This window comes from Arenibacter flavimaris (assembly GCF_030291335.1).
GTDB lineage: Bacteria > Bacteroidota > Bacteroidia > Flavobacteriales > Flavobacteriaceae > Arenibacter.
Genome location: NZ_JASWIM010000020.1, coordinates 41,402 through 64,836, shown reverse-complemented (window position 1 = coordinate 64,836; position 23,435 = coordinate 41,402). Strand labels below are relative to the sequence as shown.

The 23,435-nt window shown below is 40.3% G+C and carries 22 protein-coding genes; 19 read left to right on the top strand and 3 right to left on the bottom strand.

Annotation, left to right across the window (positions count from 1 at the left end):
- Nucleotide 1: 1 nt before the first annotated feature.
- The 3 genes from QSE00_RS15255 (at nucleotide 2) to QSE00_RS15245 (ending at nucleotide 4,113) form a co-directional block, all read left to right on the top strand.
- A complete protein-coding gene (locus QSE00_RS15255; RefSeq protein ID WP_286106590.1) occupies nucleotides 2-2,581 on the top strand; it encodes a BamA/OMP85 family outer membrane protein in 2,580 nt (859 codons plus the stop codon).
- 105 nt (nucleotides 2,582-2,686) lie between these two features.
- Nucleotides 2,687-3,526, top strand: coding sequence for an OmpH/Skp family outer membrane protein (locus QSE00_RS15250; protein ID WP_459076845.1), 840 nt, complete (start codon nucleotides 2,687-2,689; stop codon nucleotides 3,524-3,526).
- Nucleotides 3,527-3,603: 77 nt separating this feature from the next.
- Nucleotides 3,604-4,113 (top strand): OmpH/Skp family outer membrane protein, encoded by a 510-nt coding sequence (locus tag QSE00_RS15245; RefSeq protein ID WP_110355593.1) that lies wholly within the window; start codon nucleotides 3,604-3,606, stop codon nucleotides 4,111-4,113.
- Between the two features lie 476 nt (nucleotides 4,114-4,589).
- On the opposite strand, the gene QSE00_RS15240 is transcribed toward QSE00_RS15245, so the two are convergent.
- Complete coding sequence (locus tag QSE00_RS15240; RefSeq protein WP_286106588.1) at nucleotides 4,590-7,643, bottom strand: PVC-type heme-binding CxxCH protein; 3,054 nt, start codon at nucleotides 7,641-7,643, stop codon at nucleotides 4,590-4,592.
- A 339-nt stretch (nucleotides 7,644-7,982) separates the two neighbouring features.
- Here QSE00_RS15240 and QSE00_RS15235 point away from each other — a divergent pair, with 339 nt between their 5' ends.
- The 7 genes from QSE00_RS15235 (at nucleotide 7,983) to QSE00_RS15205 (ending at nucleotide 13,281) form a co-directional block, all read left to right on the top strand.
- Entirely contained in the window at nucleotides 7,983-9,146 is a 1,164-nt protein-coding gene (locus QSE00_RS15235; RefSeq protein ID WP_286106587.1) for an alpha/beta hydrolase family protein, read from the top strand.
- Between the two features lie 5 nt (nucleotides 9,147-9,151).
- Entirely contained in the window at nucleotides 9,152-9,964 is an 813-nt protein-coding gene (locus QSE00_RS15230) for a sulfurtransferase (protein WP_110355596.1), read from the top strand.
- A 111-nt stretch (nucleotides 9,965-10,075) separates the two neighbouring features.
- Nucleotides 10,076-10,507 (top strand): BLUF domain-containing protein, encoded by a 432-nt coding sequence (locus QSE00_RS15225; RefSeq protein WP_110355597.1) that lies wholly within the window; start codon nucleotides 10,076-10,078, stop codon nucleotides 10,505-10,507.
- A 51-nt stretch (nucleotides 10,508-10,558) separates the two neighbouring features.
- Complete coding sequence (modA, locus tag QSE00_RS15220; RefSeq protein ID WP_286106586.1) at nucleotides 10,559-11,347, top strand: molybdate ABC transporter substrate-binding protein; 789 nt, start codon at nucleotides 10,559-10,561, stop codon at nucleotides 11,345-11,347.
- Complete coding sequence (locus QSE00_RS15215; protein ID WP_110355599.1) at nucleotides 11,340-11,741, top strand: TOBE domain-containing protein; 402 nt, start codon at nucleotides 11,340-11,342, stop codon at nucleotides 11,739-11,741. The genes modA and QSE00_RS15215 overlap by 8 nt, the downstream gene beginning before the upstream one ends.
- Nucleotides 11,741-12,412 (top strand): molybdate ABC transporter permease subunit, encoded by a 672-nt coding sequence (modB, locus tag QSE00_RS15210; protein WP_110355600.1) that lies wholly within the window; start codon nucleotides 11,741-11,743, stop codon nucleotides 12,410-12,412. The genes QSE00_RS15215 and modB overlap by 1 nt, the downstream gene beginning before the upstream one ends.
- Nucleotides 12,409-13,281: an ABC transporter ATP-binding protein gene (locus QSE00_RS15205; RefSeq protein WP_110355601.1), complete on the top strand. Its 873-nt coding sequence runs from the start codon at nucleotides 12,409-12,411 to the stop codon at nucleotides 13,279-13,281. Before modB ends, QSE00_RS15205 begins: the two co-directional genes overlap by 4 nt.
- A 31-nt stretch (nucleotides 13,282-13,312) precedes the next feature.
- Here the strand turns inward: QSE00_RS15205 and gldA are convergent, their stop codons facing one another.
- A complete protein-coding gene (gene gldA, locus QSE00_RS15200) occupies nucleotides 13,313-14,206 on the bottom strand; it encodes a gliding motility-associated ABC transporter ATP-binding subunit GldA (RefSeq protein ID WP_286106585.1) in 894 nt (297 codons plus the stop codon).
- Nucleotides 14,207-14,673: 467 nt separating this feature from the next.
- Here gldA and QSE00_RS15195 point away from each other — a divergent pair, with 467 nt between their 5' ends.
- The 5 genes from QSE00_RS15195 (at nucleotide 14,674) to QSE00_RS15175 (ending at nucleotide 19,697) form a co-directional block, all read left to right on the top strand.
- A complete protein-coding gene (locus QSE00_RS15195; protein ID WP_110355603.1) occupies nucleotides 14,674-15,504 on the top strand; it encodes a prephenate dehydratase in 831 nt (276 codons plus the stop codon).
- Nucleotides 15,498-16,643, top strand: coding sequence for a pyridoxal phosphate-dependent aminotransferase (locus QSE00_RS15190; RefSeq protein ID WP_286106618.1), 1,146 nt, complete (start codon nucleotides 15,498-15,500; stop codon nucleotides 16,641-16,643). The genes QSE00_RS15195 and QSE00_RS15190 overlap by 7 nt, the downstream gene beginning before the upstream one ends.
- Nucleotides 16,644-16,794: 151 nt before the next feature.
- Nucleotides 16,795-17,655, top strand: a complete 861-nt coding sequence (locus QSE00_RS15185) for a prephenate dehydrogenase (RefSeq protein ID WP_110355605.1) — start codon at nucleotides 16,795-16,797, stop codon at nucleotides 17,653-17,655.
- A 9-nt stretch (nucleotides 17,656-17,664) separates the two neighbouring features.
- Nucleotides 17,665-18,747, top strand: a complete 1,083-nt coding sequence (locus QSE00_RS15180) for a bifunctional 3-deoxy-7-phosphoheptulonate synthase/chorismate mutase type II (RefSeq protein ID WP_110355606.1) — start codon at nucleotides 17,665-17,667, stop codon at nucleotides 18,745-18,747.
- A gap of 275 nt (nucleotides 18,748-19,022) precedes the next feature.
- On the top strand, nucleotides 19,023-19,697 hold the full coding sequence (locus tag QSE00_RS15175) for a head GIN domain-containing protein (RefSeq protein WP_110355607.1): 675 nt from the start codon (nucleotides 19,023-19,025) through the stop codon (nucleotides 19,695-19,697).
- Nucleotides 19,698-19,772: 75 nt separating this feature from the next.
- On the opposite strand, the gene QSE00_RS15170 is transcribed toward QSE00_RS15175, so the two are convergent.
- Nucleotides 19,773-20,213: a hypothetical protein gene (locus QSE00_RS15170; protein WP_110355827.1), complete on the bottom strand. Its 441-nt coding sequence runs from the start codon at nucleotides 20,211-20,213 to the stop codon at nucleotides 19,773-19,775.
- Between the two features lie 115 nt (nucleotides 20,214-20,328).
- Here QSE00_RS15170 and rsgA point away from each other — a divergent pair, with 115 nt between their 5' ends.
- From rsgA to QSE00_RS15150, 4 genes are all read left to right on the top strand, one after another.
- Nucleotides 20,329-21,279, top strand: a complete 951-nt coding sequence (rsgA, locus tag QSE00_RS15165) for a ribosome small subunit-dependent GTPase A (protein ID WP_110355608.1) — start codon at nucleotides 20,329-20,331, stop codon at nucleotides 21,277-21,279.
- Complete coding sequence (dtd, locus tag QSE00_RS15160; protein ID WP_286106584.1) at nucleotides 21,279-21,731, top strand: D-aminoacyl-tRNA deacylase; 453 nt, start codon at nucleotides 21,279-21,281, stop codon at nucleotides 21,729-21,731. The genes rsgA and dtd overlap by 1 nt, the downstream gene beginning before the upstream one ends.
- A complete protein-coding gene (locus QSE00_RS15155) occupies nucleotides 21,731-22,057 on the top strand; it encodes a nucleotide pyrophosphohydrolase (RefSeq protein WP_110355612.1) in 327 nt (108 codons plus the stop codon). The genes dtd and QSE00_RS15155 overlap by 1 nt, the downstream gene beginning before the upstream one ends.
- 80 nt (nucleotides 22,058-22,137) lie before the next feature.
- Nucleotides 22,138-23,367: a 3-phosphoshikimate 1-carboxyvinyltransferase gene (locus tag QSE00_RS15150; RefSeq protein WP_286106583.1), complete on the top strand. Its 1,230-nt coding sequence runs from the start codon at nucleotides 22,138-22,140 to the stop codon at nucleotides 23,365-23,367.
- Nucleotides 23,368-23,435: the final 68 nt, after the last annotated feature.

The following is a 23,435-nucleotide window of genomic DNA, read 5'->3' as shown; positions in this document are numbered from 1 at the left end:
CATGAAAAGGTTTATGTCCCTTGAACTTTTTATTACACTTTCATTCTTAATTTTTACCAAAGTTATCTCGGCACAGGATACTTCCTATGAAGATGGTAAGAGGTATATTCTAGGAGGATTGGAAGTTACTGGATTACAAAGTTACAATGAACAGACGGTAAAGACCTATACCGGTTTGAGGATAGGGCAGGCCATTACCGTTCCAGGGGATGAAATAAGTGCCGTAATCAATAAATTATGGGGACTGGAACTCTTTACGGATATAAGTTTCTATATAACCAATATTGAAGGGGAAAACGTTTTTCTTGAATTAAATATACTTGAAAGGCCAACTCTTTCCAATGTAACCGTTTACGGGGTTAAGAAAAGAAAGATAGAGGAAATTTTAAAGGATACCGACCTAAAAAAAGGTAAAAAGATAACCGAAAGTTTAATCGCCAATTCCAAGAACTATATCCAGAACAAATTCAAAAAGAAAGGATATCTTAATGCCAAGGTTTCCATTGCCACTGCAAAGGATACTGTAGATGGCAATACTCAGGCGATGGTCATCAATGTTAAAAAAGGCGATAAGGTTAAGATCAACGATATTATTTTTGAAGGAAACGAGCAGTTGTCCAGTAAAAAGCTTGCCAAGGCTTTGAAAAAGACCAAGAAAAGAAAATTCTACCGTTTCTGGAAGAAGTCGAAGTATATACAGGAGGATTACAAAAATGATTTGGTTTCCCTAGTGGACAAGTATGCCGAAAAAGGTTTTAGGGATGCCCGTATTATTTCGGATACCTTTGTAAAAGTCTCCGATGATCTCATCGATTTGAAGATCAAGGTTGAGGAGGGGAACAAGTATTACTTTGGCGATATAGATTTCGTTGGAAATACCATTTATACAGACCGGCAACTAGCACAGGTCCTAGGAGTTAAAAAGGGGGATACCTATAATGGGGTATTGTTGCGCAAACGTATCGCGGACGACTCCAAGCCAGATGCGGAAGACCTTACCAATTTGTATCAAAATAACGGTTACTTATTCTCCAGTATCAACCCTGTGGAGATATCTGCAGAGAATGATACCATCAACTTTGAAATAAGAATAATTGAAGGTAAGGAGACGTTTCTGGACCATGTTACCGTAGTTGGGAATGACAAGACCAATGACCACGTTATTTTTAGGGAGTTACGTACAAGACCAGGGCAGCGCTATAATAAATCGGACATCATTAGAAGTATCAGGGAATTGGGACAATTGGGGTTCTTTGATGCGGAACAGATAAAGCCGGATATCCAAAACCCAGATCCCAATGCGGGAACTGTTGATATTGCCTATAACCTGGTGGAAGCTGGCTCTAGCCAGATCGAACTCCAAGGTGGATATGGCGGAGGTGGTTTCATTGGTACACTGGGACTGTCTTTTAGCAATTTCTCCATGAAGAATTTATTTAAAGGGGAAGCCTATAAACCGGTTCCAATGGGAGATGGGCAAACCTTTGCCCTGCGTTTGCAGGCCAGTAGAACCTACAGGGTGTATAGTTTAAATTTCTCCGAGCCGTGGTTGGGAGGTAAAAAACCGGTAAGGTTCAATATGTCCCTTTCCAGGACCCAGCAGTTTTATTATAACCCTTATGTTAGTAACAAACCTGATAAAAGCAAGCAGTTTTCCATCACCGGAATTTCGGCAGGCTTGGCTAAAAGGGTACAATGGCCAGATGATTTCTTTACCATATCCCACTCTTTGGGATATCAGTTGTACAATTTTCAGGATTACAATTTAGGGCTTTTCAATTTCGGGAATGGTAAGTCCAACTCCATTGCATATACCCTGGGGATTTCAAGGGATGCTACAGGCGGTGGACGTATTTATCCAAGATCGGGCTCTAATTTTGCCATTACGGCCAAATTTACCCCTCCTTTTTCTTTGTTCAATAATATAGACTATAAGCAGCTCAATGAAGATCAGGAGGTTGCCATTGAAGAGTTGGACAATGAAGAAATAGAGCGCATAGATCAGGAACGCTTTAGGTGGTTGGAATTCTACAAGGTCAACTTTAAAGGGGATTGGTATACTACCTTGGTAGATAAATTGGTTTTGAGGACCAATGCCGAATTTGGATTTTTGGGAAGTTATAACGAAGATGTAGGAAAGGTTCCTTTCGAAAGATTTTATGTTGGGGGAGACGGTATGGGTTCCTATACATTGGATGGTAGGGACGTTATTTCCTTGAGGGGTTATGAGAATCAATCCTTAACACCTTATAGTACAAGTCCATTAAGCGGTGGTCAAGTACAGGATGGTGGAGTTGTGTACAATAAATATTCCTTGGAGCTTAGATATCCCTTAACACTGAAACCGTCTGCTTCCATTTATGGGCAGGTATTTTTAGAGGCAGGGAACGCCTTCAACAATTTTCAAGACTTTAATCCGTTTGAGTTAAAAAGATCTGCCGGAGTGGGTCTGCGTATTTTTATGCCAGCTTTTGGACTATTGGGAATTGATTTTGGATATGGATTTGATCAGGATTATAACCCTAATTCAACTGGACCTAGCGGTTGGAAAACCCACTTCATCATTGGACAACAGTTTTAATATATAGAAATTTGCAATTGTTTTATATGTTAAATGGTTCATTCTAAAATATTTAGTTATTTTGGCACGATATTTTCTATAGTATAAAAAGAAGATAGCATGGGAATTAAATCAAAAGTACTTTTGTTTCTAACGGCAACTATGTTTGTTGCTACAATTTCGGCGCAAAGGTCAATTAGGATAGGTTACGTGGATATGGAATATATCCTGGAGAATGTAGAGGAATACAGGGAGGCCAACGAACAATTGGCGGCCAAAGTGCAGAAGTGGAAATTGGAGCTGGATAAGGAAAAGGGGATAATTGACCAGATGAAGAAGGATTTAATGGCAGAGAAAGTGCTATTAACAGAGGAATTGATTTCCGAGAGACAGGAAGAGATCCAAATCTTGGAAAAGGAGATGTTTGATTATCAGCAGGATAGGTTTGGTCCGGAAGGAGATCTGGTGCTTCAGAAAAGAAGATTGATACAACCAATTCAAGATCAGGTTTTTAATGAAGTGCAGAAAATCGGAGCAAATAAAAAATATGATTTTATTTTTGATAAATCGGCAGATGTTGTAATGTTGTATTCCGAGAAAAGACACGATATTAGCGATCTTGTTTTAAGGGGGATATCAAGGACTAGAAAGATAAGTGCTCCCAACAAAAAACAAGGGGCAAGAAGTAGTTTTGAGGAATTTGAAGGGGAGGAAACCGAAGAAAACATAAGTGATGCTATTTTAGAGCGTCAGGAAAGGGCAAAACAGGCGGAAGAGGCGAGGACCAAAACAGCGGAGGAAAATAGGGCAGAACAGCTTAGGATTCGCGAAGAACGTAAAAAGGCATACGAAGAAAGAAGGAAAAAGTTATTGGAAGAAAGAGAAGCCAAAAGAAAAAAGGAATTAGAGGAAAGAAGTGGAAAAAAGGACTCGGACGATGCGGATAGCTCAAAGGACAATAAATAATATAAAATTAAGCTTAAACCAAAATTACATTTATATAACTAAATCTTTAAATTAACACTCAAACATTAATTAGAATCATGAAACAAATTAAGAAAATAGCAGTAGCCATCGTTTTGTTAGTAGCAGCTACAAGTTTTGTTAACGCACAGGCGAAAATTGCACATATAGATGTACAAAAATTGTTGTCTGAAATGCCGGAGATGAAAGCAGCTGATGCGGAACTAAAGAAATTACAGGAAACCTATAGGGCGGATATTGAAAGTTCAATGACCGAACTAAAGAATAAATATACCCAATATTCAAATGAGTCATCTTCAAAGTCTGAAGAGGAGAATCAGAAAAGAGCTTTGGAACTTCAAGGTTTTGAAAAGAACATTGGTGAGGCACAACAGACTGCCCAGCAAGAATTACAAAAGAAACAAGCTGAGCTTTTAGGCCCTATCACTGAAAAGGCCAAGAAAGCTATAGAAACTGTTGCAGCCGCCCAAGGAATTGATTACGTAATGGATGCTACACAAGGTGGTGGACTTATCGTAGCCAAAGGGAAGGATATTTTGCCAGATGTTAAGAAGCAATTAGGTTTCTAATCCAACAATAAATTGTTTTAAAAAGCCATGCATTTGCATGGCTTTTTTCATTTTTACAGGTGGTTTATCCGCCTTTATGTGTTAAGTGGTGTTTATGGGCTAAAAATGGTTGGGATGCGTTAAGGATCAAGAACAATTGTTGTGTTTATGCAAATATTCTTATGGAAAAAAATAGCTTCATAAAGACACTGCATTTTGGCTTCGTTTTCCGCAAAGGATCCCGGAGCGTATTTTACCGTCCATGAAAGGTAAAAAGTGCCTTGAAACGGAGCTATTTTAGCGCGCCAAAAAAGTGTGGATCTACCCTGTTTTCCCCTAATTTCATATACGGCCTATATACGGCTTATCTATGGCTTATCTACGGCTTATCCCCGAACAAGACATTTGTTATGCTTTTTACTTTTTAACCCATGTTCCGCTATACCACAAGTGGTATTCTTACTTCCATCTCCTTGCCATCCTGTATGGAAGGAGATTTATTGTTCTTCCGTTACTACCTTTAGAGTCTCTAAATATGCTACCAAATCTACCAAGTCCTCCTCTGGCATTATATTGGCCAAGCCTTGTGTCATCAAGGATTGTTCCAAGGCCTGCTGTTCGGTGATATCCTGTAATTCCAAGGTTTTTTGGGTGCCTCCCATCATCTTTATGGTTATTTCATCCTCCGTCCTGCTTAGGACATATCCTGTATAGGTCTTGCCATCTTTCATTCTAAACGAGTAGCCCTCAAAACCAAAATTGATTCCGGCACTGGGATATATAATATTGGAGTATAAGAATTGTTTCGAAAGTTTATTGCCTATATCCGATAATTCCGGTCCAAATTCAATACCCGAACCTGCAGCCAAATGACAGGAACTGCAATAGGTGGCGTAAACTTCCTTGCCATGGGTGGCATTGCCACTACGTTCTACCAATTTGGCAATGTCCAATGCTCCATCGCCTTCTGTGGAAAGAAATTTAGGTGCGTTGGTTCTAATCTCATCGTTCCAACTGCCCATAAGTTTTAGTACGGCGGTAGTTTTGTACTCTTCTGCCAATGTATCGTCCTCCAGCATTTGGTACAGTTCTTCCTGCCCGGATCCGGTATTCCCCAGGGTCTCAATCATTTTCCTGGTCAGGGCATGACCTAATTTATGGGAGATAACATTTTCCTTTAGCAGTCTAATAACAGTTGAATCGGATATTCCACTTAGCCTTTCCAATACGGCAATCTTCGTAGATTCCGGTTCTTGGGAAAATAGGAAGGTGTTGATCAAAGTGGCCCCGTTGTTATTGAGCAAAATGTTGGCGGCCTCCTTGCCTATATCTGTGTTGGTGCCTTTGGCCAATACCCGAAACAGGGCGTCATTCTGGTTCGTTAACCCCAGGTTCTTGATTGCCATGATCCATTCTGGTGTTCCTTCAATCTTGGGAAGTACTTCTTTGACCATTTTAATATGTGTTGGGGAGCTATTTACAAACTTGGCATCCATTTGCCCTATAGCGTATGCTTGAATTTGGTTTTTGAGGGGGTGGTTCCAAGTAAGCATCTCCATTAGGTAATGGTTTTTGCTGGGGTGATCTTTAAAATCGAGCGCCCTAAAATAGGAAGCCAATTGGTTAGGTGGCATAGCCTGGTCCTTGATAAGGGACACCAACATGGGAACCGATTCCTTGGCCCGAACACGCCAGACTATTTCTTTTCCTGCTTCACTTAGCCAGTTTTTTCCAACCTTGTTCTTCCAGGCCTTAAAATAAAGCTCGGGGAATTTATCCGCCCCGATTCCCAAGGCTTCCAAATACCATCGATCACCTGCGGTATGTTGAACCGCCAAATTGGCCCATTGTGCGGCAGCAGCCTCAGTACCTATAAACCTCAGTGCAATGGCCATTTCCCTTCTAACTTGGGGCGATTTGTCATTTGTTAAAAAGGATAGGTATTTCTCCAGACTTTCTTTGCCTTTAAACCTGGCCATCCGGATGCCCTGCATTCTAATTTTGGGATCTTCATCTTTCAGGGCCATTGTTATATAGTCGTTGCTTTTGGACGGAATATGCAACCCAATCCATAATGCCCGTGCCTTGGCTATATCTCCCTGGGCCATTAACTTCGCTAATAGGGGTTGGGCGGCCTCGCCCAAGGAATGCAACTTTTGCCAAGATTGATAAAAAAGGTCCATGTTTCCGGAGAGGACCCCTTTAAGAGCTCCATCTTCAGTCTTGGGGTCTATGGCAACGGTGTTATATTCCGGTGTAGTGGAAAGTCTGTAAATTCTCCCCCGTGCAATGTCCTCCGCCTTATGTCCACCTACACCACCATCATACCAATCGGAAATAAAAAGGGAGCCATCCGGGGCAATGCTAAGGTCGTCCGGTCTAAACCAATTGTCTTTGCTTTTTACCAAATTTTCAATTTTTGCGGTATAACCTGCTTCCGATTCGTTAATAATGTAGGCCCGGACTACATTGTGGCCGGGCTCGGCATGTATGGGTCGATTTTGGAATTTTTGCGGTAACATTTTGTCTTCATAAACAAGCATGCCGCATGGAGATCCCGATCCGGTCTGTAGCAAATTGGGGACGGTTCCCGGATCGTTCAAATGCCAATGCCTTTTGGGAATATCGTTATCCCATCCAGTTCTTCTTTCCCGCCAGCTTGCACCGGTTAATAAATCCTTATATCCATAATTGCCATATTCCATAACATAGTTTATCCGTGTTCCCCGATTCCCGTCATCGTCATTATCGGATTGCCATAAACCTCCGTAAGAGTCTATAGCAATTTCATAAGGGTTTCTGAAATTATGGCCAAGGACTTCCAGGTTGGTTCCGTCCATGTTCATTCTAAATGCCATCCCTTCCCGGTATGGCTTGCCATCGGCCACTATTTTTTGGCCGTGCATGTCCATAATGGCCTCTCCGTTTCTGTCCAATAATTGTTTTCCATTGTTGCCGAAGTTGAAATAGAGTCTACCATCAGGTCCAAAAACAAAAGCATGTACCCCATGGTCATGGTCTACACCTTCAATACCTTGGAATAGGATTTCTTTGGAATCAGGGAGATCGTCACCATTGGTGTCGGTAAAAACAAAAACCTTGGGACTTACGGAGATTATGATCTTGTTTCCCAGCACGGCTATGCCCAGGGCGGCATTGATGTCCTCGCCTTGGTAGAAAACTTTGGAAGTGTCCGCTATACCATCTCCATTGGTGTCTTCTAGAATTAAGATTCGATCTCCCTTATCGTCATAGTTGTTGTCCGGGTTGGCGAACAACCTATAATTCCGAGCTTCGCACACCCATATCCTACCTTTGGCATCTATAGCCATATTGGTTGGGTTTGTGACCATGGGTTCCGAAGCAAATAACCCAAGGTTTAACCCCTCCGCTATCTCCATGGAGGCCAAGGCGTTCTCTGGATTTCTTTTTTCCTGTTCTGAAAGTGTTGGATAATTAATATTGTTTTTAAGTTTTTCCCTGCAAGAGGTAAGAGAGCCCAAGGTTATAATAATAATTAAGGTTTTGGTGGCAATTTGGTTTTTAAACATTGGAAGGTTTTTGGTTGTTGTTCCACAATTTACCAAAAAAAAAGTTTCAACAATATAAAAATACAGGAATAGGCCATAGTGGAAATAATTATATACATAGGTGGGCTAAAAATTCTTCCCCTTAACCTAGGGACATATAGAAGTTGGGGATGGCTTTAATTGAACTTGATACAAAATAGTGAAAACAATGGCGGAAAAACAGTATTTTAGTTATCGGGATAGATTGGGAAATATCCTTAACAAGAGCTTTTTTTGGTGACACGATAGGACCGGAACTCTTTCTGATAGATTGTCGGAGTGTATATAACCAATAGCAGGAACTATTAACTTTTGAAATAAATGAAAAAAATATTCAGTTTTATTGTAATTACTTTTTTTGGTTCAATGGTTTATGGTCAGGACAGTATGTTGTGTGTAGGGAAATATTGGTCCGAGGATGAGGCAAATATTGTAATGAAAAGATTTGCCTCGGAGTGGAGCGATGTGGAATCATGGGAACAAAGGGCGTTGAGAATTAAGAAGGGTATAATAGAGGGGATGCAACTGGACAAAATGCCAAAAATAAAGGGCAATTTCAATCCCATTATTGGAAATAGTAGGATTATGGACGGTTATATTGTAGAAAATATTGCCATTGAGAGTTTTCCAGGTTTCTTTGTTACGGGCAACTTGTATAGGCCTTTGGAAGAAAAGGGTAGGCATGCGGCAATTCTGAGTCCGCATGGCCATATGAAGGACAAGAGATATACAGATTACATACAGTGGCGTTGTGCAACATTGGCAAGAATGGGAGCCGTGGTGTTTGCCTATGATATGGTGGGATATGCGGAAAGTACCCAGGTAAACCACAAGATGCCAATTGCCCTGTTATTGCAGACTTGGAATAGTAAACGGGTCTTGGAATATTTACTGTCAAGGCCCGATGTGGATTCGGAACGTGTAGGAATGACAGGTGCCTCTGGAGGCGGTACCCAGACATTTGTGCTAACGGCCATAGATGATCGAATAAAAGTAGCAGCCCCAGTGGTACAAGTTTCTGCCCACTTTTTTGGGGGATGCGTATGTGAGAGCGGAATGCCAATTCACAAAAGTGACGACCATCAAACCAATAATGTGGAGATCGCTTCACTTTGTGCCCCAAGACCATTATTATTGGTGTCCGATGGGGCCGACTGGACTAGAAATACACCAAGAGTTGAGTACCCTTACATACAAAAAGTATATGCGTTATATAATGCCGAACACAAAGTGGAAAATGTTCATTTGCCGTCCGAAAGGCACGATTACGGTTATAATAAAAGAACGGCCCTCTACAATTTCTTTGACCATCACCTAGATCTAAACGCTGGTAATATTCCTTATAAGGAAGGGTATAAGGAAGATTTTGTCACCATTTTACCTGCAGAGGAATTAATGGTTTTTACTAAGGAAAATCCAAGGCCGAAAAATGCGCTTCAAGGAGATGGGGCCGTTATGGCATATTTGAAAATAACGGGAGATTAAAATATATGGAAAAGAATGGAAGACTAGTATCTGCAACTTGGTTGTACCAACATTTGGAAATGCCGGAAATTATAATTTTGGACGCCCGTTTGCGCTATGACCCTACATCTGCAGAAAAAGAGATAAGGATAGCCGGTGCTCGTATTTTTGATCTTGAAAACGATTTTAGCGATAAAAATAGCCCTTTTCCCAATATGCTTCCAAGTCCGGAAGATTTTGAAAAGTCCTGTAAGAAATTGGGGATCAATAATTCTAGTAAGATAGTGGTTTACGACCATCGTGGAATTTATTTAAGCCCTAGGGTATGGTGGATGTTCAAAATTATGGGGCATAACAATATTAGTGTTTTAGACGGTGGTTTTCCGGAGTGGAGGAATATGGGCTATGGTTTTGAAGAGGTAGTTCCAATGCCTTATGATACAGGCAATTTTAAATCGGATTTCAATCCGGATATGGTAGTGAACTACGATGGTATTAGGCATAACCTGAAAAATAAAACGGCCTTGGTCATTGACGTCCGATCTTCTGATCGGTATCACAGTCTTGTTCCGGAACCGAGGAAGGAGCTGAGAAGGGGGAATATTCCTAACTCGATCAATATCCCCTACGTATCCGTTCTTGAGGACGGAAAGTATAAATCCCTGAACGAGTTGAAAGAAGTTTTTGTTGACTTGCAAATGGAGGGACGTCCACTGGTGTTTAGTTGTGGTTCCGGTGTAACGGCCTGTATCGTATTGTTGGCAAGTGAAATCTGCTTAAAAAACGAAAATAAGGTTTATGACGGCTCGTGGACAGAGTACGCCCAAATAGCGGATTGAATCGCCCTTATTTGACCTTTATGGCATAAATGGGATCTATTGCATTTATTACCGCCTTGTAGCAGCCAGTAGTATACCATAATTTTTGTATTTTGCTCCAAAATAATTCTAATGTACCAACTATCTTATTCTTCAAGAGCAACCCAAGAAATTTGCGAAGAAGTTATTAGTGGTATACTGGAAACTTCCCGTGAGCGTAATAAAGCCATAGGTGTTACCGGTTGCCTAGTTTTTCATAAATTTTCCTTTGTTCAAATAATTGAAGGTGAAAAAAGCCATATACAGTCCTTGTTCCGGGATATAAGACGGGACAAAAGACACCGCGATGTAACATTATTGTGGGAGGGCAAGAATAGCGGTAGAAATTTTGGTGACTGGAATATGGCCTATTTTACGGATACCAAGGAAAATTCTGTGAGCGGGGAAATGAAAAATTTTGAAAGAAATTTATTGTTGTTATCAGAGCTGTCCGCGGACTCCACTGCTGCACTGGACATGTTTTGGATAGGTGTGCGTAAACTTATTTCAAGGGAGGTAAACTAGATTAATATTGACCCCTTCCAACTTTGGCAATTAAAATTTATCCAACAAAAAATGTGCAACGGCAAAAGAACAATTAAAGGTTTCATTTGTCCTTGGCTGGGGTTAATGCTGTTGGCCATCATATTTGGTGGATGTCAGGAAAATCACGCCAGGAAAATTGTAATAGCCGTTGCGGCCAATATGGAAGCTCCTATGGAGGCTTTAACAAAGGCCTATACCCTTAAAGCTGGAGTGGAATTCGAATTAATTGTTGGGTCATCGGGCAAGTTGACCGCACAGATTATGGAAGGTGCTCCTTATGATATTTTTGTTGCCGCCAATATGAAATATCCAGAAGCTGTTTATGCAGGGGGAAAAGCAAAAAACAACCCAAGAGTCTACGCCAAGGGAAAATTGGTGCTATGGTCAATGGCAGGGAATGTCCCCGTTTCAATTGACGCGCTAACCGATCCCCTCATAGAGCATATTGCTTTGGCAAATCCCAAAACTGCCCCATATGGCGTTGCCGCCAAAGAAGTGTTGCAGTATTATGGGTTAAGTGAAATCTTAGGACCTAAATTGGTTTATGGGGAAAGTATTGGGCAGACCGATCAATTCATTATTTCCCAAGCTGCACAGATTGGCTTTACAGCTATATCAACAGTGCTATCGCCAGAAATGAAAGGAAAAGGGAATTGGATTCCAATAAATCCATCGCTCTACTCCAATATTGATCAAGGAGCAGTGCTTGTAAACAGGAAGGAAGACCATAAACAAGATAGCCAGGGCTTTTATGATTTTCTTTTTTCGGATGAGGCCAAGGAGATATTAAAAGAATTTGGATATTTGGTGGATGAATAGTTTTTCGGGCCATATAACAGACGTTAAAACCAATGGAACCATGTCCGTTGTTAGTGTTCAGGTTGATGGAAATGTGGAATTTATTTCCGTGTTACTTGACACTCCTGAATCTGCCCCTTATTTGAAAAAGGACCGTAGCGTCAAGGTCCTGTTTAAGGAAATGGAGGTTGCAGTGACCACCCAAAAGGATTTGGACATTAGCATAGAAAATAGGATTGCAGGGAAAATTGTAGATGTGGAAAAGGGTGTTTTGTTGAGTAGATTGACCATCGAGACCAAAATAGGCCAAATCATCGCTATATTGAGCACTTTAAGTGCAGGTCAGATGGGATTGGCTGAAAAAATGAACGTCATGATCATGGTTAAGATGAACGAGATAATACTGGCTCCATAATGGATTGGCAACCTTTAATGCTCACTTTTAAACTTGCGGTGGTTACCACGGTAATATTATTTGTGATCTCTATTCCAATAGCCAGTTGGCTGTCAAGTACCAAATCCAAAATAAGACCCGTTTTGGAAACCTTGGTAAGTATGCCATTGGTGCTGCCTCCTACCGTATTGGGGTTCTATATGCTGTTGGCCTTTAGCCCGGAAAATGCCTTTGGTAGTTGGCTTGATGAATGGTTGGGGATCAGACTGATATTTTCCTTTGGGGGGCTGGTAGTGGCTTCGGTCATTTATAGCTTGCCGTTTATGGTCCAGCCAATTCAAGCCGGGCTTTCCTCACTGCCATCTACCTTAAAGGAGGCTTCCTTTACAATGGGAAAATCATATACAACTACACTGCTAAAAATTTTGTTGCCTAATATTAAACCATCCCTACTAACAGGTATTGTACTTTCCTTTGCCCATACGGTTGGTGAGTTTGGGGTAGTGCTGATGATTGGCGGGAACATGCCGGGAAAGACCAAAGTGGCTTCTATTGCAATATATGATGAAGTGGAAGCGCTTAATTATGCTGCTGCCAATAGCTATTCGTTGATTTTGTTTTCCGTAACTTTTATAATTCTGCTACTGGTTTATCTAACCAACGGGGGATTTTTTAAACGCTATGGCCAATGATAAATTTAAACCTTAAAAAAACGTTGGGGTCTGCTGGGGGCAAAATGGACCTGGATTTGCAATTGATAGTTGAAAAGGGACAATTTGTTACCTTATTTGGAGAATCCGGGGCTGGGAAAACCTCTACTTTAAGAATGCTAAGTGGTTTGCTAAAGCCGGATAGTGGGACTATAGAAGTGGGTGGAACAACATGGTTTGACAGTTGTAAAAATATTGACCTTAAACCCCAACAGCGTAAGGTGGGGTACGTGTTTCAGGATTATGCGCTCTTTCCCAATATGAACGTTCGTCAAAATTTGGAATATGCCCTTCGGAAAGGTCAGGATAAAACCATCATAGGGGAGTTGTTGCAATTTGCCGAACTCGGCCCATTGGAACAGCGAAAACCAGAAACCCTATCTGGAGGTCAAAAACAGCGAGTGGCTCTGGCTAGAGCTTTGGTACAACGACCTGAAATTTTAATTCTGGACGAGCCTTTGTCGGCATTGGATTTAAAAATGCGGATAAAGTTGCAGGAATATCTTTTGCAGGTTCACAAGAAATTTAAGTTGACCACTATATTGGTCAGCCATGATATAGGGGAAATAGTAAAACTATCGGATAAGGTCTTTGAACTTCAAAATGGTCGCGTAATCAAAAAAGGGGCTGCTGCCGATTTTTTTGGACTAAACAAGACCAGTGCTAAATTCAGGTTCTCAGGGGAAATATTAAAAATACACAGGGAAGATGTATTATATGTAATTTCTGTACTGATCGGAAATGATATTATTAAGGTGGTTGCAGATCGTACGGAGGCCGATGAATTTAAGATAGGGGATCAGGTCTTGGTAGCATCAAAGGCCTTTAATCCTATTATTCAAAAAATATAGGTCAAAATTGCAGGCTTATAAAGTATTTTATTTATAGGGTCAATTCACTGAACAGGCTCTCCAGGTTCTTGTTCTTTCTGCTTAATTGCAAGGTTTTTAATTGGTTGTCATGTGCGAAGTCGAACACCACAGGGCGCATATCCTTGGAGGTGTTAAAGGTGATTTCGTAAACAAAACCACCAATATTTTTAACCAAAATTACATGCGGCAATTTATTCAGAAATGCTTCTTCTACCCTAAAGTCGAATTCGACCACCAAGACTTGGTCCTGCCCGTCGCGTAATTCCGAAAGTTTTTTATCTGCCACAAGGGTGCCTTTGTTTATGATCAAGACCCTGTCACAGACAGCCTCTACCTCTTTCATAATATGGGTGGACAGTAAGATGGTCTTTTCTTTTCCAATTTCCCGGATCAATTTCCTTATTTCCAATAATTGATTGGGATCTAGCCCCGTAGTGGGCTCGTCAAGGATCAAAACCTCCGGATCGTGAAGAAGTGCGGCGGCCAGTCCAACCCTTTGTCTATAGCCTTTGGAAAGTTGCCCTATCTTTTTGTTCGCCTCGGGGGTTAGGCCCGTTTGTTCTATTACCGTATGGACCCTGTTTTTGTTTACTTTGTAGACATCCGCGTTAAACGCCAGATATTCCTTTATATACATATCCAAATACAGTGGATTGTGTTCTGGTAGGTAACCAATGCTCTTTTGGACATTTTTCTTCTCACTTTGTACATCAAATGAATTAACCATAGCTTGGCCGTCATCCGCAGTGAGGTAGGTGGTCAATATTTTCATCATAGTGGATTTCCCTGCACCGTTGGGACCTAAAAAGCCTACTATTTCCCCTTTTTCAATGGTAAAGGATACCTTGTTCAATGCTTTTTGCTTTCCAAAAAACTTGGTAATGTTATTTGCTATGATGGACATGCGTTTACTTTTTTATCAAAAATAATGCAAATTAGTGAAACCTAATTTTAATTGTTATTAGGAAAAGGTGTCCAATTTTCAGTGTTACTAAATTGGTTTGTTAGGCATCTTATTCTTAATTCTCAAAAAATACCACTACTTAGGGGTTTAATCCGTATTATTTGTTACTTTAAACTGAATTAAATAAAAAAATGTAAGCTTAAATGCCGATTTGTAAATTTAATTATTAATTTAGCCGGAGTTTTACAAGAAAAATGACAAAGCAATATTTCTGGAATGGTTTTTATTTTTACTTCTTTTTTAAAGGAGGCAAAGGACTATTCTAGCATATTATGAAATATATATATAGATAAAAGTCCTGTGAAAACCAGGACTTTTTTTTTGGGTATAACTCTCGAAAAGGTGTAGGAGTTACAATAAAGTTTAACTGTAAATCTTTGCCGGACCCGAAGATAATTTAATAAGGGGTGAAATTAAAAATTGCAATACAAGGCATTAAAGGTTCTAACCATCATCAAGTGGCAAAGGATTATTTTGGCGATGATGTTACATTAGTGGAATGTTCATCCTTCGATATCTTGGTAGATCATTTGATCAATAAAACGGCTGATCAAGGGGTAATGGCCATAGAGAATTCCATTGCGGGATCCATCATTCCAAATTACGCTCTGGTATTCAATAAGAACCTTCATATTATAGGGGAACAATATTTGAACATACATCATAACCTGATGGCTTTAAGGGGGCAGACCATAGGTGATATTCAGGAGGTCCGCTCGCATCCGATGGCATTATTGCAGTGTAATGAATTTTTTAAGAATTACGGTCACATAAAACTGGTAGAGGATATAGATACTGCCGAAACGGCAAAGAGGATCCAGGAAAATCAGCTAAAGGGAATAGCCGCAATTGCGCCAAAAGTGGCTGCCGAATTGTACGATCTGGAAATTATACACTCGGAAATTCAGACTATAAAGGATAATTCCACCAGGTTTATAATAGTTAAGACCCAAAACACTGTCCTGCCGGAAAATGAAATAAACAAGGCCTCCGTCCGTTTTATAACAGACCATAAACGCGGAAGTCTTGCTGCTATACTAAACGTGATGAGCGATTGCAACTTGAACCTTACCAAGATCCAGTCTTTACCTGTAATAGAGATGCCTTGGAAGTATTCATTCTTTGTGGATGTAACCTTTGAAAAGTACAAACATTTTGAAAAAGCAAAGGCTCTATTGGAAATTATGGCCGAAGAATTTAAAGTTTTGGGAGAATATAAAAATGCCAGAATATTATGAAAGTTGCAAATAGATTGAATACAGTTGAAGAATACTACTTTTCTAAAAAGCTTAGGGAAGTTAGGGGGTTAATGGCTGAAGGAAGGCCTATTATAAATATGGGGATTGGAAGTCCTGATTTACAGCCATCCACTGGGGTGCAGGATGCCATTAAAGATGCTTTGAGCCATGATGGTGCACATCAGTATCAAAGTTATCAGGGCCTGCCCGAACTAAGGGGGGCATTTGCATCTTTTTATAAGGATAAATTTGGTGTAATTGTAGACCCACAAACCGAAATACTTCCATTAATGGGGTCTAAAGAGGGGATAATGCATGTTAGTCTTGCCTTTTTGAATCCCGGGGATGAGGTGTTGATTCCCAATCCAGGGTACCCTACCTACACATCGGTAACCAATTTGGTCGGGGCAGTGCCACACTATTATGATCTGATAGGTGAAAATGGTTGGTTTCCGGATTTGGAAGGATTGAAGAAGCAAGACCTTACAAAAGTAAAGTTAATGTGGACCAGCTATCCGCATATGCCAACAGGGGCTACAGCAAGCAGGGAACAATTGACAGCGTTGGTGGCTTTTGCCAAGGAGCACGACATTTTATTGGTTAATGATAACCCCTATAGTTTTGTGTTGAACCATGATCCGATAAGTATTTTGGGGATAAAGGGAGCCATGGAGGTGGCTTTGGAATTAAATTCGTTAAGCAAGACTTTTAATATGGCAGGTTGGCGCGTGGGAATGGTGTTGGGGAACAGTGAGCATATCAATGCCGTTTTAAAGGTAAAGAGCAATATGGATTCCGGGATGTTCTACGGTATTCAAAAGGGGGCCATCGCTGCTCTAAACAGTAGTGGATCATGGTTCAGTGAGTTAAATAAGGTGTATCATGAGCGGCGCCATCTAATGTTCGCTTTGGCCGATAAGCTGGATTGCACCTATGATAAAAATGCGGTAGGGATGTTTGTATGGGCCAAATTACCTAAGGGGGTCACGTCTTCTGAAAAGTTTATTGACGGGGTGCTTTACGATAAGAATATTTTTATCACTCCCGGAACCATTTTCGGTTCAAATGGAGAGGGGTATATTCGTTTTTCCCTGTGTGTTGAGGCAGATAAGATAAAAGAAGCCATCAATAGGTTTTGAGAAATAGTGTAAATGAAGACCAACTTATTTCCAAATATTGGTTGGGGGTCGAGGTCTTTTTATAGTTAATCGATAATAATTGAAATTCCCAGTTTTAAGTTGGAACATTGTAGATATTTCCTGTCCAGTTTGGAACTAATGATAAGATAGTATGAATGTATTTGTAATTGGTATTGGATTAATCGGTGGATCTCTGGCCAGGGATATTAAGCGCCATAGGCCGGATTCCAAAATTTATGGCATTGATGCCAATGAAGGGCATTTGGATGAAGCATTGTCGTTGTCTATAATAGATGAAAAGGCTCATTATGGTCAATTGCACGAGGCCGATTTTGTTATAGTGGGGATCCCTGTGGATGTTATGGTGCAGGAACTGCCCAAAATCCTGGATGCCATTGATGATGATGCCGTAGTTATTGATGCGGGATCTACAAAGGCACTTATTTGTAAAGTTGTGGAAAATCATCCCAAGAGAAGAAATTTCTTGGCTTGCCATCCAATTGCCGGAACCGAGTTTTCAGGACCCTCTGCGGCCATTGAGGGTTTGTTTATGGGAAAGACCAATATTATTTGCGAAATAGAGAAAACAGCCTTTAAATTACAGGAAAGAGCGCTGGAACTTTTTCAGCAACTGGGGATGAGAATACGATATATGAATCCAGAGGCACATGATAAACACATCGCATACGTTTCACATTTGTCACATATAAGTTCCTTTATGCTGGGAAAAACAGTTATCGAAAAAGAGAGGAATGAACGTGATATCTTTGATATGGCGGGCAGTGGTTTTGAAAGTACTGTGCGATTGGCAAAGAGTTCACCGGCCATGTGGACTCCCATTTTTAAGCAGAACAAGGAAAATGTAGTTGAGACTTTGGGAGAATATATACAAAATTTGAAGGAGTTTAAAGCAATGTTGATAGCCGACGATTATGAAGGCATTTATGAGGAAATGAATAGTACCAATAAAATAAAGGAAATATTAAACGGAATACCACTTAACAAAAAATAGAGTATAGAAATGGAAAATTTAAAAGAAATGAGAACATGGTTGGACGATATGAAATTGGACCATCCGTTAGTAATTGCCGGGCCTTGTAGTGCGGAAACAGAGGAGCAAGTGCTTCGAATTGCCAATGATTTAAAAGATACCGATGTAAATTACTACCGTGCCGGAATCTGGAAACCAAGAACACGTCCTGGAATGTTTGAAGGGGTTGGAGCTTTAGGTTTAAAGTGGTTACAAAAAGTTAAGGCGGAAACAGGGATGAAAACTTGTACCGAAGTAGCTAATGCTGCCCATGTAAAGTTGGCATTGGAACATGACATTGATTTATTGTGGATTGGTGCCAGATCAACCGTGAGCCCATTTATAATGCAAGAAATTGCGGATGCCCTAGCGGGAACCGATAAAATTGTATTGGTAAAAAATCCGGTTAATCCAGATTTGGCTTTATGGCTTGGAGGAATAGAAAGATTGTATACCGCCGGAATTAAAAATTTAGGAGCTATACATAGAGGTTTCTCTACTTATGAAAAGACAAAATACAGGAACATTCCTGAATGGCAATTGGCGATTGAGTTCCAAAATAAATTTCCGGATTTGCCTTTAATCAATGATCCTTCACATATCACAGGAAATAGGGAAATGATCTTTGACGTTTCACAAACTGCCCTTGATCTTAATTTTGACGGTCTCATGATCGAAACCCATTTTGATCCGGATAATGCATGGAGCGATGCCGCACAGCAAGTAACTCCGGATAAATTGATCCAGATTATGAGGGATTTGAAAATTAGAAAAGAAACCGATTCGGAGGCCGAGTACAATAGTAAACTTAGCAACTTAAGGGCGCAAATAGATGTCTTGGATAGTCAGTTGATAGAAATGCTAGGTAAAAGAATGAAGATCTCCGATGGGATAGGATTGTTGAAGAAACAAAAAAATGTGGCTGTTTTGCAATCCAATAGATGGAATCAGATTTTGGGTGCCATGATCTTGGAAGGGGAAGCAAAGGGATTAAGCGAGGAATTTGTTTTAAAGATGTTTAAGGCAATACACCAGGAATCCATAAATCACCAAGAGAAGATCATTAATACATAAACTATTTTATTGGTATACCGTTAAAACCACGCCCTTGGGCGTGGTTTTTTTATACTCAATGTTTTCTTCCCGTTTTAAGGGATAAATTGTAGCATCTTCTCTCCATGAAATTCTGGATGAGGTTGGAATTGGATGATGGATATTTTATAAAGTTAATTGTTTGTACCTTTTAGTGTAACAAATCTACTTTTGTACCATCTTTACCAAGTGTATGGAACTAATAGTTCAAAGTTTCCCAAATATTAAGGTATAAGTTTAATAAAAAATTAAGGGTAATGAAAAATGTTTTGGTAATTGGTTTTCTATTTCTATCGCTTGTAGGCGTCTCACAGCGAATAGTTGATAAATCCGTGGGTGATTTTAACGAGGTGAAGGTCTATGATCTAATAGAGGTTAACCTTATAAAATCCGATGAAAATAAGGTCTTGGTAAAAGGGGATAATGTTGATGACATCCAAATAATAAATAAGAATGGAGTCCTTAAAATAAAAATGGAACTGGACAAAAAGTTTCACGGTGAAAATACCTTTGTAGAGGTGTATTTCAAAAATATAGACTTAATCGACGGAAATGAGGGAGCTAGAATTACGGTCAATGAAACCTTGAGTCAAGAAAAGATAGAACTAAAGACTCAGGAAGGGGCTAAAATAAAAGTCGGACTAGATGTGCACCATTTGGTCGTACGATGTGTTACCGGTGGCATTGTTGAGGCTTCTGGAAAGACTATAAACCAAGAGGTGGTCTTAAATACAGGAGGGGTTTTTGAAGGGAAACCGCTACGGAGTGAGAAAGCCAGCATTAAGATAACGGCTGCTGGGGAGGCGGAAATGTATGTTTCAGAAGCAGTAGATATTAATATTAAAGCTGGCGGGGATGTGTACGTTTATGGAAACCCAAGATCGGTCAATAAGAATACCTTTGCGGGCGGAAGGGTGAAGGTTATGGATTAGACGCCTCTTTACATTGGACTTTAAACACCAAACCCGGCCAAAGCGGCCGGGTTTGGTTTTCTTTGAACAGGAAGATTACTTCTTAAATATGTACCGGGTAATAAAAATTCCCTGTCCATCGTCTTTCCCACTATCACTCTCAACGGCACTGGTAACAAAGGCCAATTCCCATCCTTCCGCTACCATGGCATTTATTTTAGACGATATCAAGGCGTCATTGGCTGCAATGTTCTGGAATCTGATGCCCCCAATATTGTAAAAATTTAAAAGTTTGGTTTCTTCAAAATTTTTCACCCGGATATCACCCCGGTCAGATTTATTCCTTGTATTGTCCTCCTCTGTTTGTTCGCTGGTAAATTCCTTATAATCCCTATCCTCTGTGGCGCTAATGATCCTAGATCTTCCCAGACCACTGGGAATTATGGATTCGACACTGGTGATTACTTTGAATTGTTGTGCATTTACATCCGTAATGCCCATAATTACTAAGCAGGTAAAGAGCATAAAATTTTTCATTTTTTTCATTTTTTTGTGTTTTTTACGATTAATGATTGTTTAACAACGACGGATTTTAAAAGCTAGTATAAAACTAAAGTTGTTTCTTTGTAAACTAATATGTCAGAACATTTTAATGGAAGGAACCGTATATAAATCCACCGGAAGTTGGTACAGTGTTAGAACTGGGGAAGGCGCTTTCTACGAATGCCGGATAAAAGGGAAATTTCGGCTCAAGGGAATAAAAAGTACCAATCCTATCTCTGTTGGGGATGTGGTAGTATTTGAGGTGGATGGAGCCGATGAAAAATTACAGGGCATTATTACCGAAATCAAGGATAGGAAGAATTACATTATTAGAAAGTCGGTAAATCTATCTAAACAAACCCATATTATTGCCGCTAATTTGGATCAGGTTTTCTTAATGGTAACCTTAAATAATCCTCCTACATTCACAAGTTTTATAGATCGATTTTTGGTAACCTCGGAGGCATACCATATTCCCGCTATTTTGTTATTTAATAAAATAGACACTTATAATGAAGAGGAACTGGATGAGATAAAATATCTGGCAAACCTATACAGGGAAATTGGGTATACGTGTATTGGGATTTCGGCCAAGACCGGAAAAAATGTGGATAAGGTAAGGGAACTGATGATTGGTAAGACAAGTATGTTTTCCGGGCATTCCGGGGTAGGAAAATCTACTTTGGTCAATGCCATTGAACCGCAATTGGACCTAAAGACAAAAAAAATATCCTCCCAGCATATGCAGGGGCAACACACTACCACTTTTGCGGAAATGTTCGATTTGGAATGTGGGGCCAAGATTATTGATACCCCTGGAATCAAAGGGTTTGGAATAGTGGATATGGAGAAAGAGGAAATAGGGGATTATTTTCCTGAATTCTTTAGGTTAAAGGGGGAGTGCAAGTTTAATAATTGTTTGCATTTGGATGAACCCCACTGTGCAGTAAAGAAGGCACTGGAGAATAACGAAGTGGCCTGGAGCAGGTATAAAAGTTACGTACAGATGTTGAGCGGGGAACAGGAAAATTACAGAACGGATATTTACGGGGAAAAATAATGCGTGCAACAATACAAAGGGTCACTACGGCCAGTGTAACGGTAGAGGGGAAGGAAATCTCAAAAATTTCGAACGGACTTCTTATATTCTTGGGAATAGAGGATGCGGATACAATAGAGGATATTAAGTGGCTTTCCAATAAAATTGTGAACCTCAGGATTTTTAATGATAGTAAGGGGGTCATGAATTTGTCCCTGCATCAGAAGGAAGGGGAGGCCTTGGTAATTAGTCAGTTTACATTACATGCATCCACAAAAAAGGGAAATAGGCCCAGTTATATCAAAGCGGCAAAGCCGGAGCGGGCTATTCCCTTGTATGAAAGTTTTGTGGCACAATTGGAAAAAGATCTTGGAAAAAAGGTTGGAACGGGTATTTTTGGGGCGGATATGAAAGTGGCGCTACTTAATGATGGGCCGGTTACTATTCAAATAGATACTAAAAAAAAGGAATAATGAATATAGAAAACGCACAGCAAGCCGTAGACGAATGGATCAAGGCCCATGGGGTACGCTATTTTAACGAACTTACCAATATGGCCCAGTTGACGGAAGAAGTAGGGGAGGTGGCCCGTATTATCGCTCGACGTTATGGCGAGCAAAGTGAGAAGGAGTCGGACAAGGATAAGGATTTAGGGGAAGAATTGGCAGACGTACTATTCGTGGTATTGTGTCTTGCCAATCAGACAGGAATAAACCTACAGGAATCTTTTGATAAAAAATTAAACCTAAAAACCAAACGGGATCACAATCGGCACCACAATAATAAAAAGCTGAAATAGTGCTATATTTGTAGCTTGTCTTTGTTTCTTCGTTCAGAAACAAATAATAATGTAAATACGTCTTAAAAATTCCATAAAAATTGAAGCTACATTTATCTGCCCCTCCGCAATCCCTGATAAAATCAAAAGTGAAAATCACGGGATCCAAAAGTGAATCCAATAGGTTGTTATTGCTACAGGCCTTGTTCCCCTCTATAAAAATAGATAACCTTTCCAATTCCGATGATGCGGAGGTTATGCAAAAGGGGTTGCAGATCAGCAATGGAGTAGTGGACATTCATCATGCCGGTACGGCTATGCGTTTTTTAACCGCTTATTTTGCGTCTCAGGAGAATAAGGAAGTAACACTCACCGGATCCAAAAGAATGACCGAAAGGCCTATAAAGGTATTGGTGGAGGCACTCAGGAGTCTGGGTGCGGAAATAAGTTACCTAAACGATGAAGGGTATCCGCCTATTGCCATAAAAGGTAAAAAGCTAACGAAACATAAAGTTAGTCTCCCAGCGGATATCAGTAGCCAATATATTTCGGCCTTATTGCTTATAGCACCAGGTCTCGAAAATGGAATTGAGTTGGAATTGGTAGGTAAAATTACATCGGTGCCATATATAAAAATGACCTTGGGCCTGCTTTCCCAAATTGGGGTAGCGAGTACTTTTCAGGGGAATACCATTAAGGTTTCAGCAAAATCCAACATTGAACCTACCACCCAGGTAGTGGAATCGGATTGGAGTTCCGCCTCCTACTTTTATAGTATAGTGGCACTCTGTGATATAGGTACGGAAATATCCTTATCGGCCTATAATAAGAATAGCCTTCAGGGGGATAGTGTCCTTAAGGAAATCTACCAGGATTTTGGGGTGGAAACTAGTTTTTGCGATCATGAGGTTATTTTGAAAAAAATTGCAGCACCCAACAATAGCACTTTCAATTTGGACTTGGCAAATGCCCCGGATATAGCGCAGACAATTGCTGTAACTTGTTTAGGTTTGGGCCTAGGATGTCATATGACAGGCCTACATACCCTTAAAATTAAGGAAACCGATAGGCTGGAAGCATTAAAGACAGAATTGACCAAGTTGGGAGCATCCATATCCGTCACCGACAAAACATTGACTCTGGAGCCATCCAAGGAAATAAAAAAAGAAATTGCTATAGACACCTATAACGACCACAGAATGGCCATGGCCTTTGCCCCCCTGGCCCTAAAGACTTCAATGTTCGTGAACGATGCGGAAGTGGTATCCAAATCGTATCCGGACTTTTGGGAGGACATGAAAAATCTGAAATTCAAGGTGCAAACTGCTTGATTATTATTTAAATGGGGTTTTACTTGACATCGCCCCTTGCTTCGTCGTATATTTGCAGCCGCTAAACA

What these genes read in the sequence shown, in the direction of transcription:
- QSE00_RS15205 (WP_110355601.1), top strand. Translation starts at nt 12,409, where the DNA reads ATGATAAATTTAAACCTTAAAAAAACGTTGGGGTCTGCTGGGGGCAAA.
- QSE00_RS15255 (WP_286106590.1), top strand. Translation starts at nt 2, where the DNA reads ATGAAAAGGTTTATGTCCCTTGAACTTTTTATTACACTTTCATTCTTA.
- QSE00_RS15225 (WP_110355597.1), top strand. Translation starts at nt 10,076, where the DNA reads ATGTACCAACTATCTTATTCTTCAAGAGCAACCCAAGAAATTTGCGAA.
- dtd (WP_286106584.1), top strand. Translation starts at nt 21,279, where the DNA reads ATGCGTGCAACAATACAAAGGGTCACTACGGCCAGTGTAACGGTAGAG.
- QSE00_RS15230 (WP_110355596.1), top strand. Translation starts at nt 9,152, where the DNA reads ATGGAAAAGAATGGAAGACTAGTATCTGCAACTTGGTTGTACCAACAT.
- modB (WP_110355600.1), top strand. Translation starts at nt 11,741, where the DNA reads ATGGATTGGCAACCTTTAATGCTCACTTTTAAACTTGCGGTGGTTACC.
- QSE00_RS15170 (WP_110355827.1), bottom strand. Translation starts at nt 20,213, where the DNA reads ATGAAAAATTTTATGCTCTTTACCTGCTTAGTAATTATGGGCATTACG.
- QSE00_RS15180 (WP_110355606.1), top strand. Translation starts at nt 17,665, where the DNA reads ATGGAAAATTTAAAAGAAATGAGAACATGGTTGGACGATATGAAATTG.
- QSE00_RS15175 (WP_110355607.1), top strand. Translation starts at nt 19,023, where the DNA reads ATGAAAAATGTTTTGGTAATTGGTTTTCTATTTCTATCGCTTGTAGGC.
- QSE00_RS15185 (WP_110355605.1), top strand. Translation starts at nt 16,795, where the DNA reads ATGAATGTATTTGTAATTGGTATTGGATTAATCGGTGGATCTCTGGCC.
- modA (WP_286106586.1), top strand. Translation starts at nt 10,559, where the DNA reads ATGTGCAACGGCAAAAGAACAATTAAAGGTTTCATTTGTCCTTGGCTG.
- QSE00_RS15235 (WP_286106587.1), top strand. Translation starts at nt 7,983, where the DNA reads ATGAAAAAAATATTCAGTTTTATTGTAATTACTTTTTTTGGTTCAATG.
- QSE00_RS15215 (WP_110355599.1), top strand. Translation starts at nt 11,340, where the DNA reads ATGAATAGTTTTTCGGGCCATATAACAGACGTTAAAACCAATGGAACC.
- QSE00_RS15245 (WP_110355593.1), top strand. Translation starts at nt 3,604, where the DNA reads ATGAAACAAATTAAGAAAATAGCAGTAGCCATCGTTTTGTTAGTAGCA.
- gldA (WP_286106585.1), bottom strand. Translation starts at nt 14,206, where the DNA reads ATGTCCATCATAGCAAATAACATTACCAAGTTTTTTGGAAAGCAAAAA.
- QSE00_RS15155 (WP_110355612.1), top strand. Translation starts at nt 21,731, where the DNA reads ATGAATATAGAAAACGCACAGCAAGCCGTAGACGAATGGATCAAGGCC.
- rsgA (WP_110355608.1), top strand. Translation starts at nt 20,329, where the DNA reads ATGGAAGGAACCGTATATAAATCCACCGGAAGTTGGTACAGTGTTAGA.
- QSE00_RS15240 (WP_286106588.1), bottom strand. Translation starts at nt 7,643, where the DNA reads ATGTTTAAAAACCAAATTGCCACCAAAACCTTAATTATTATTATAACC.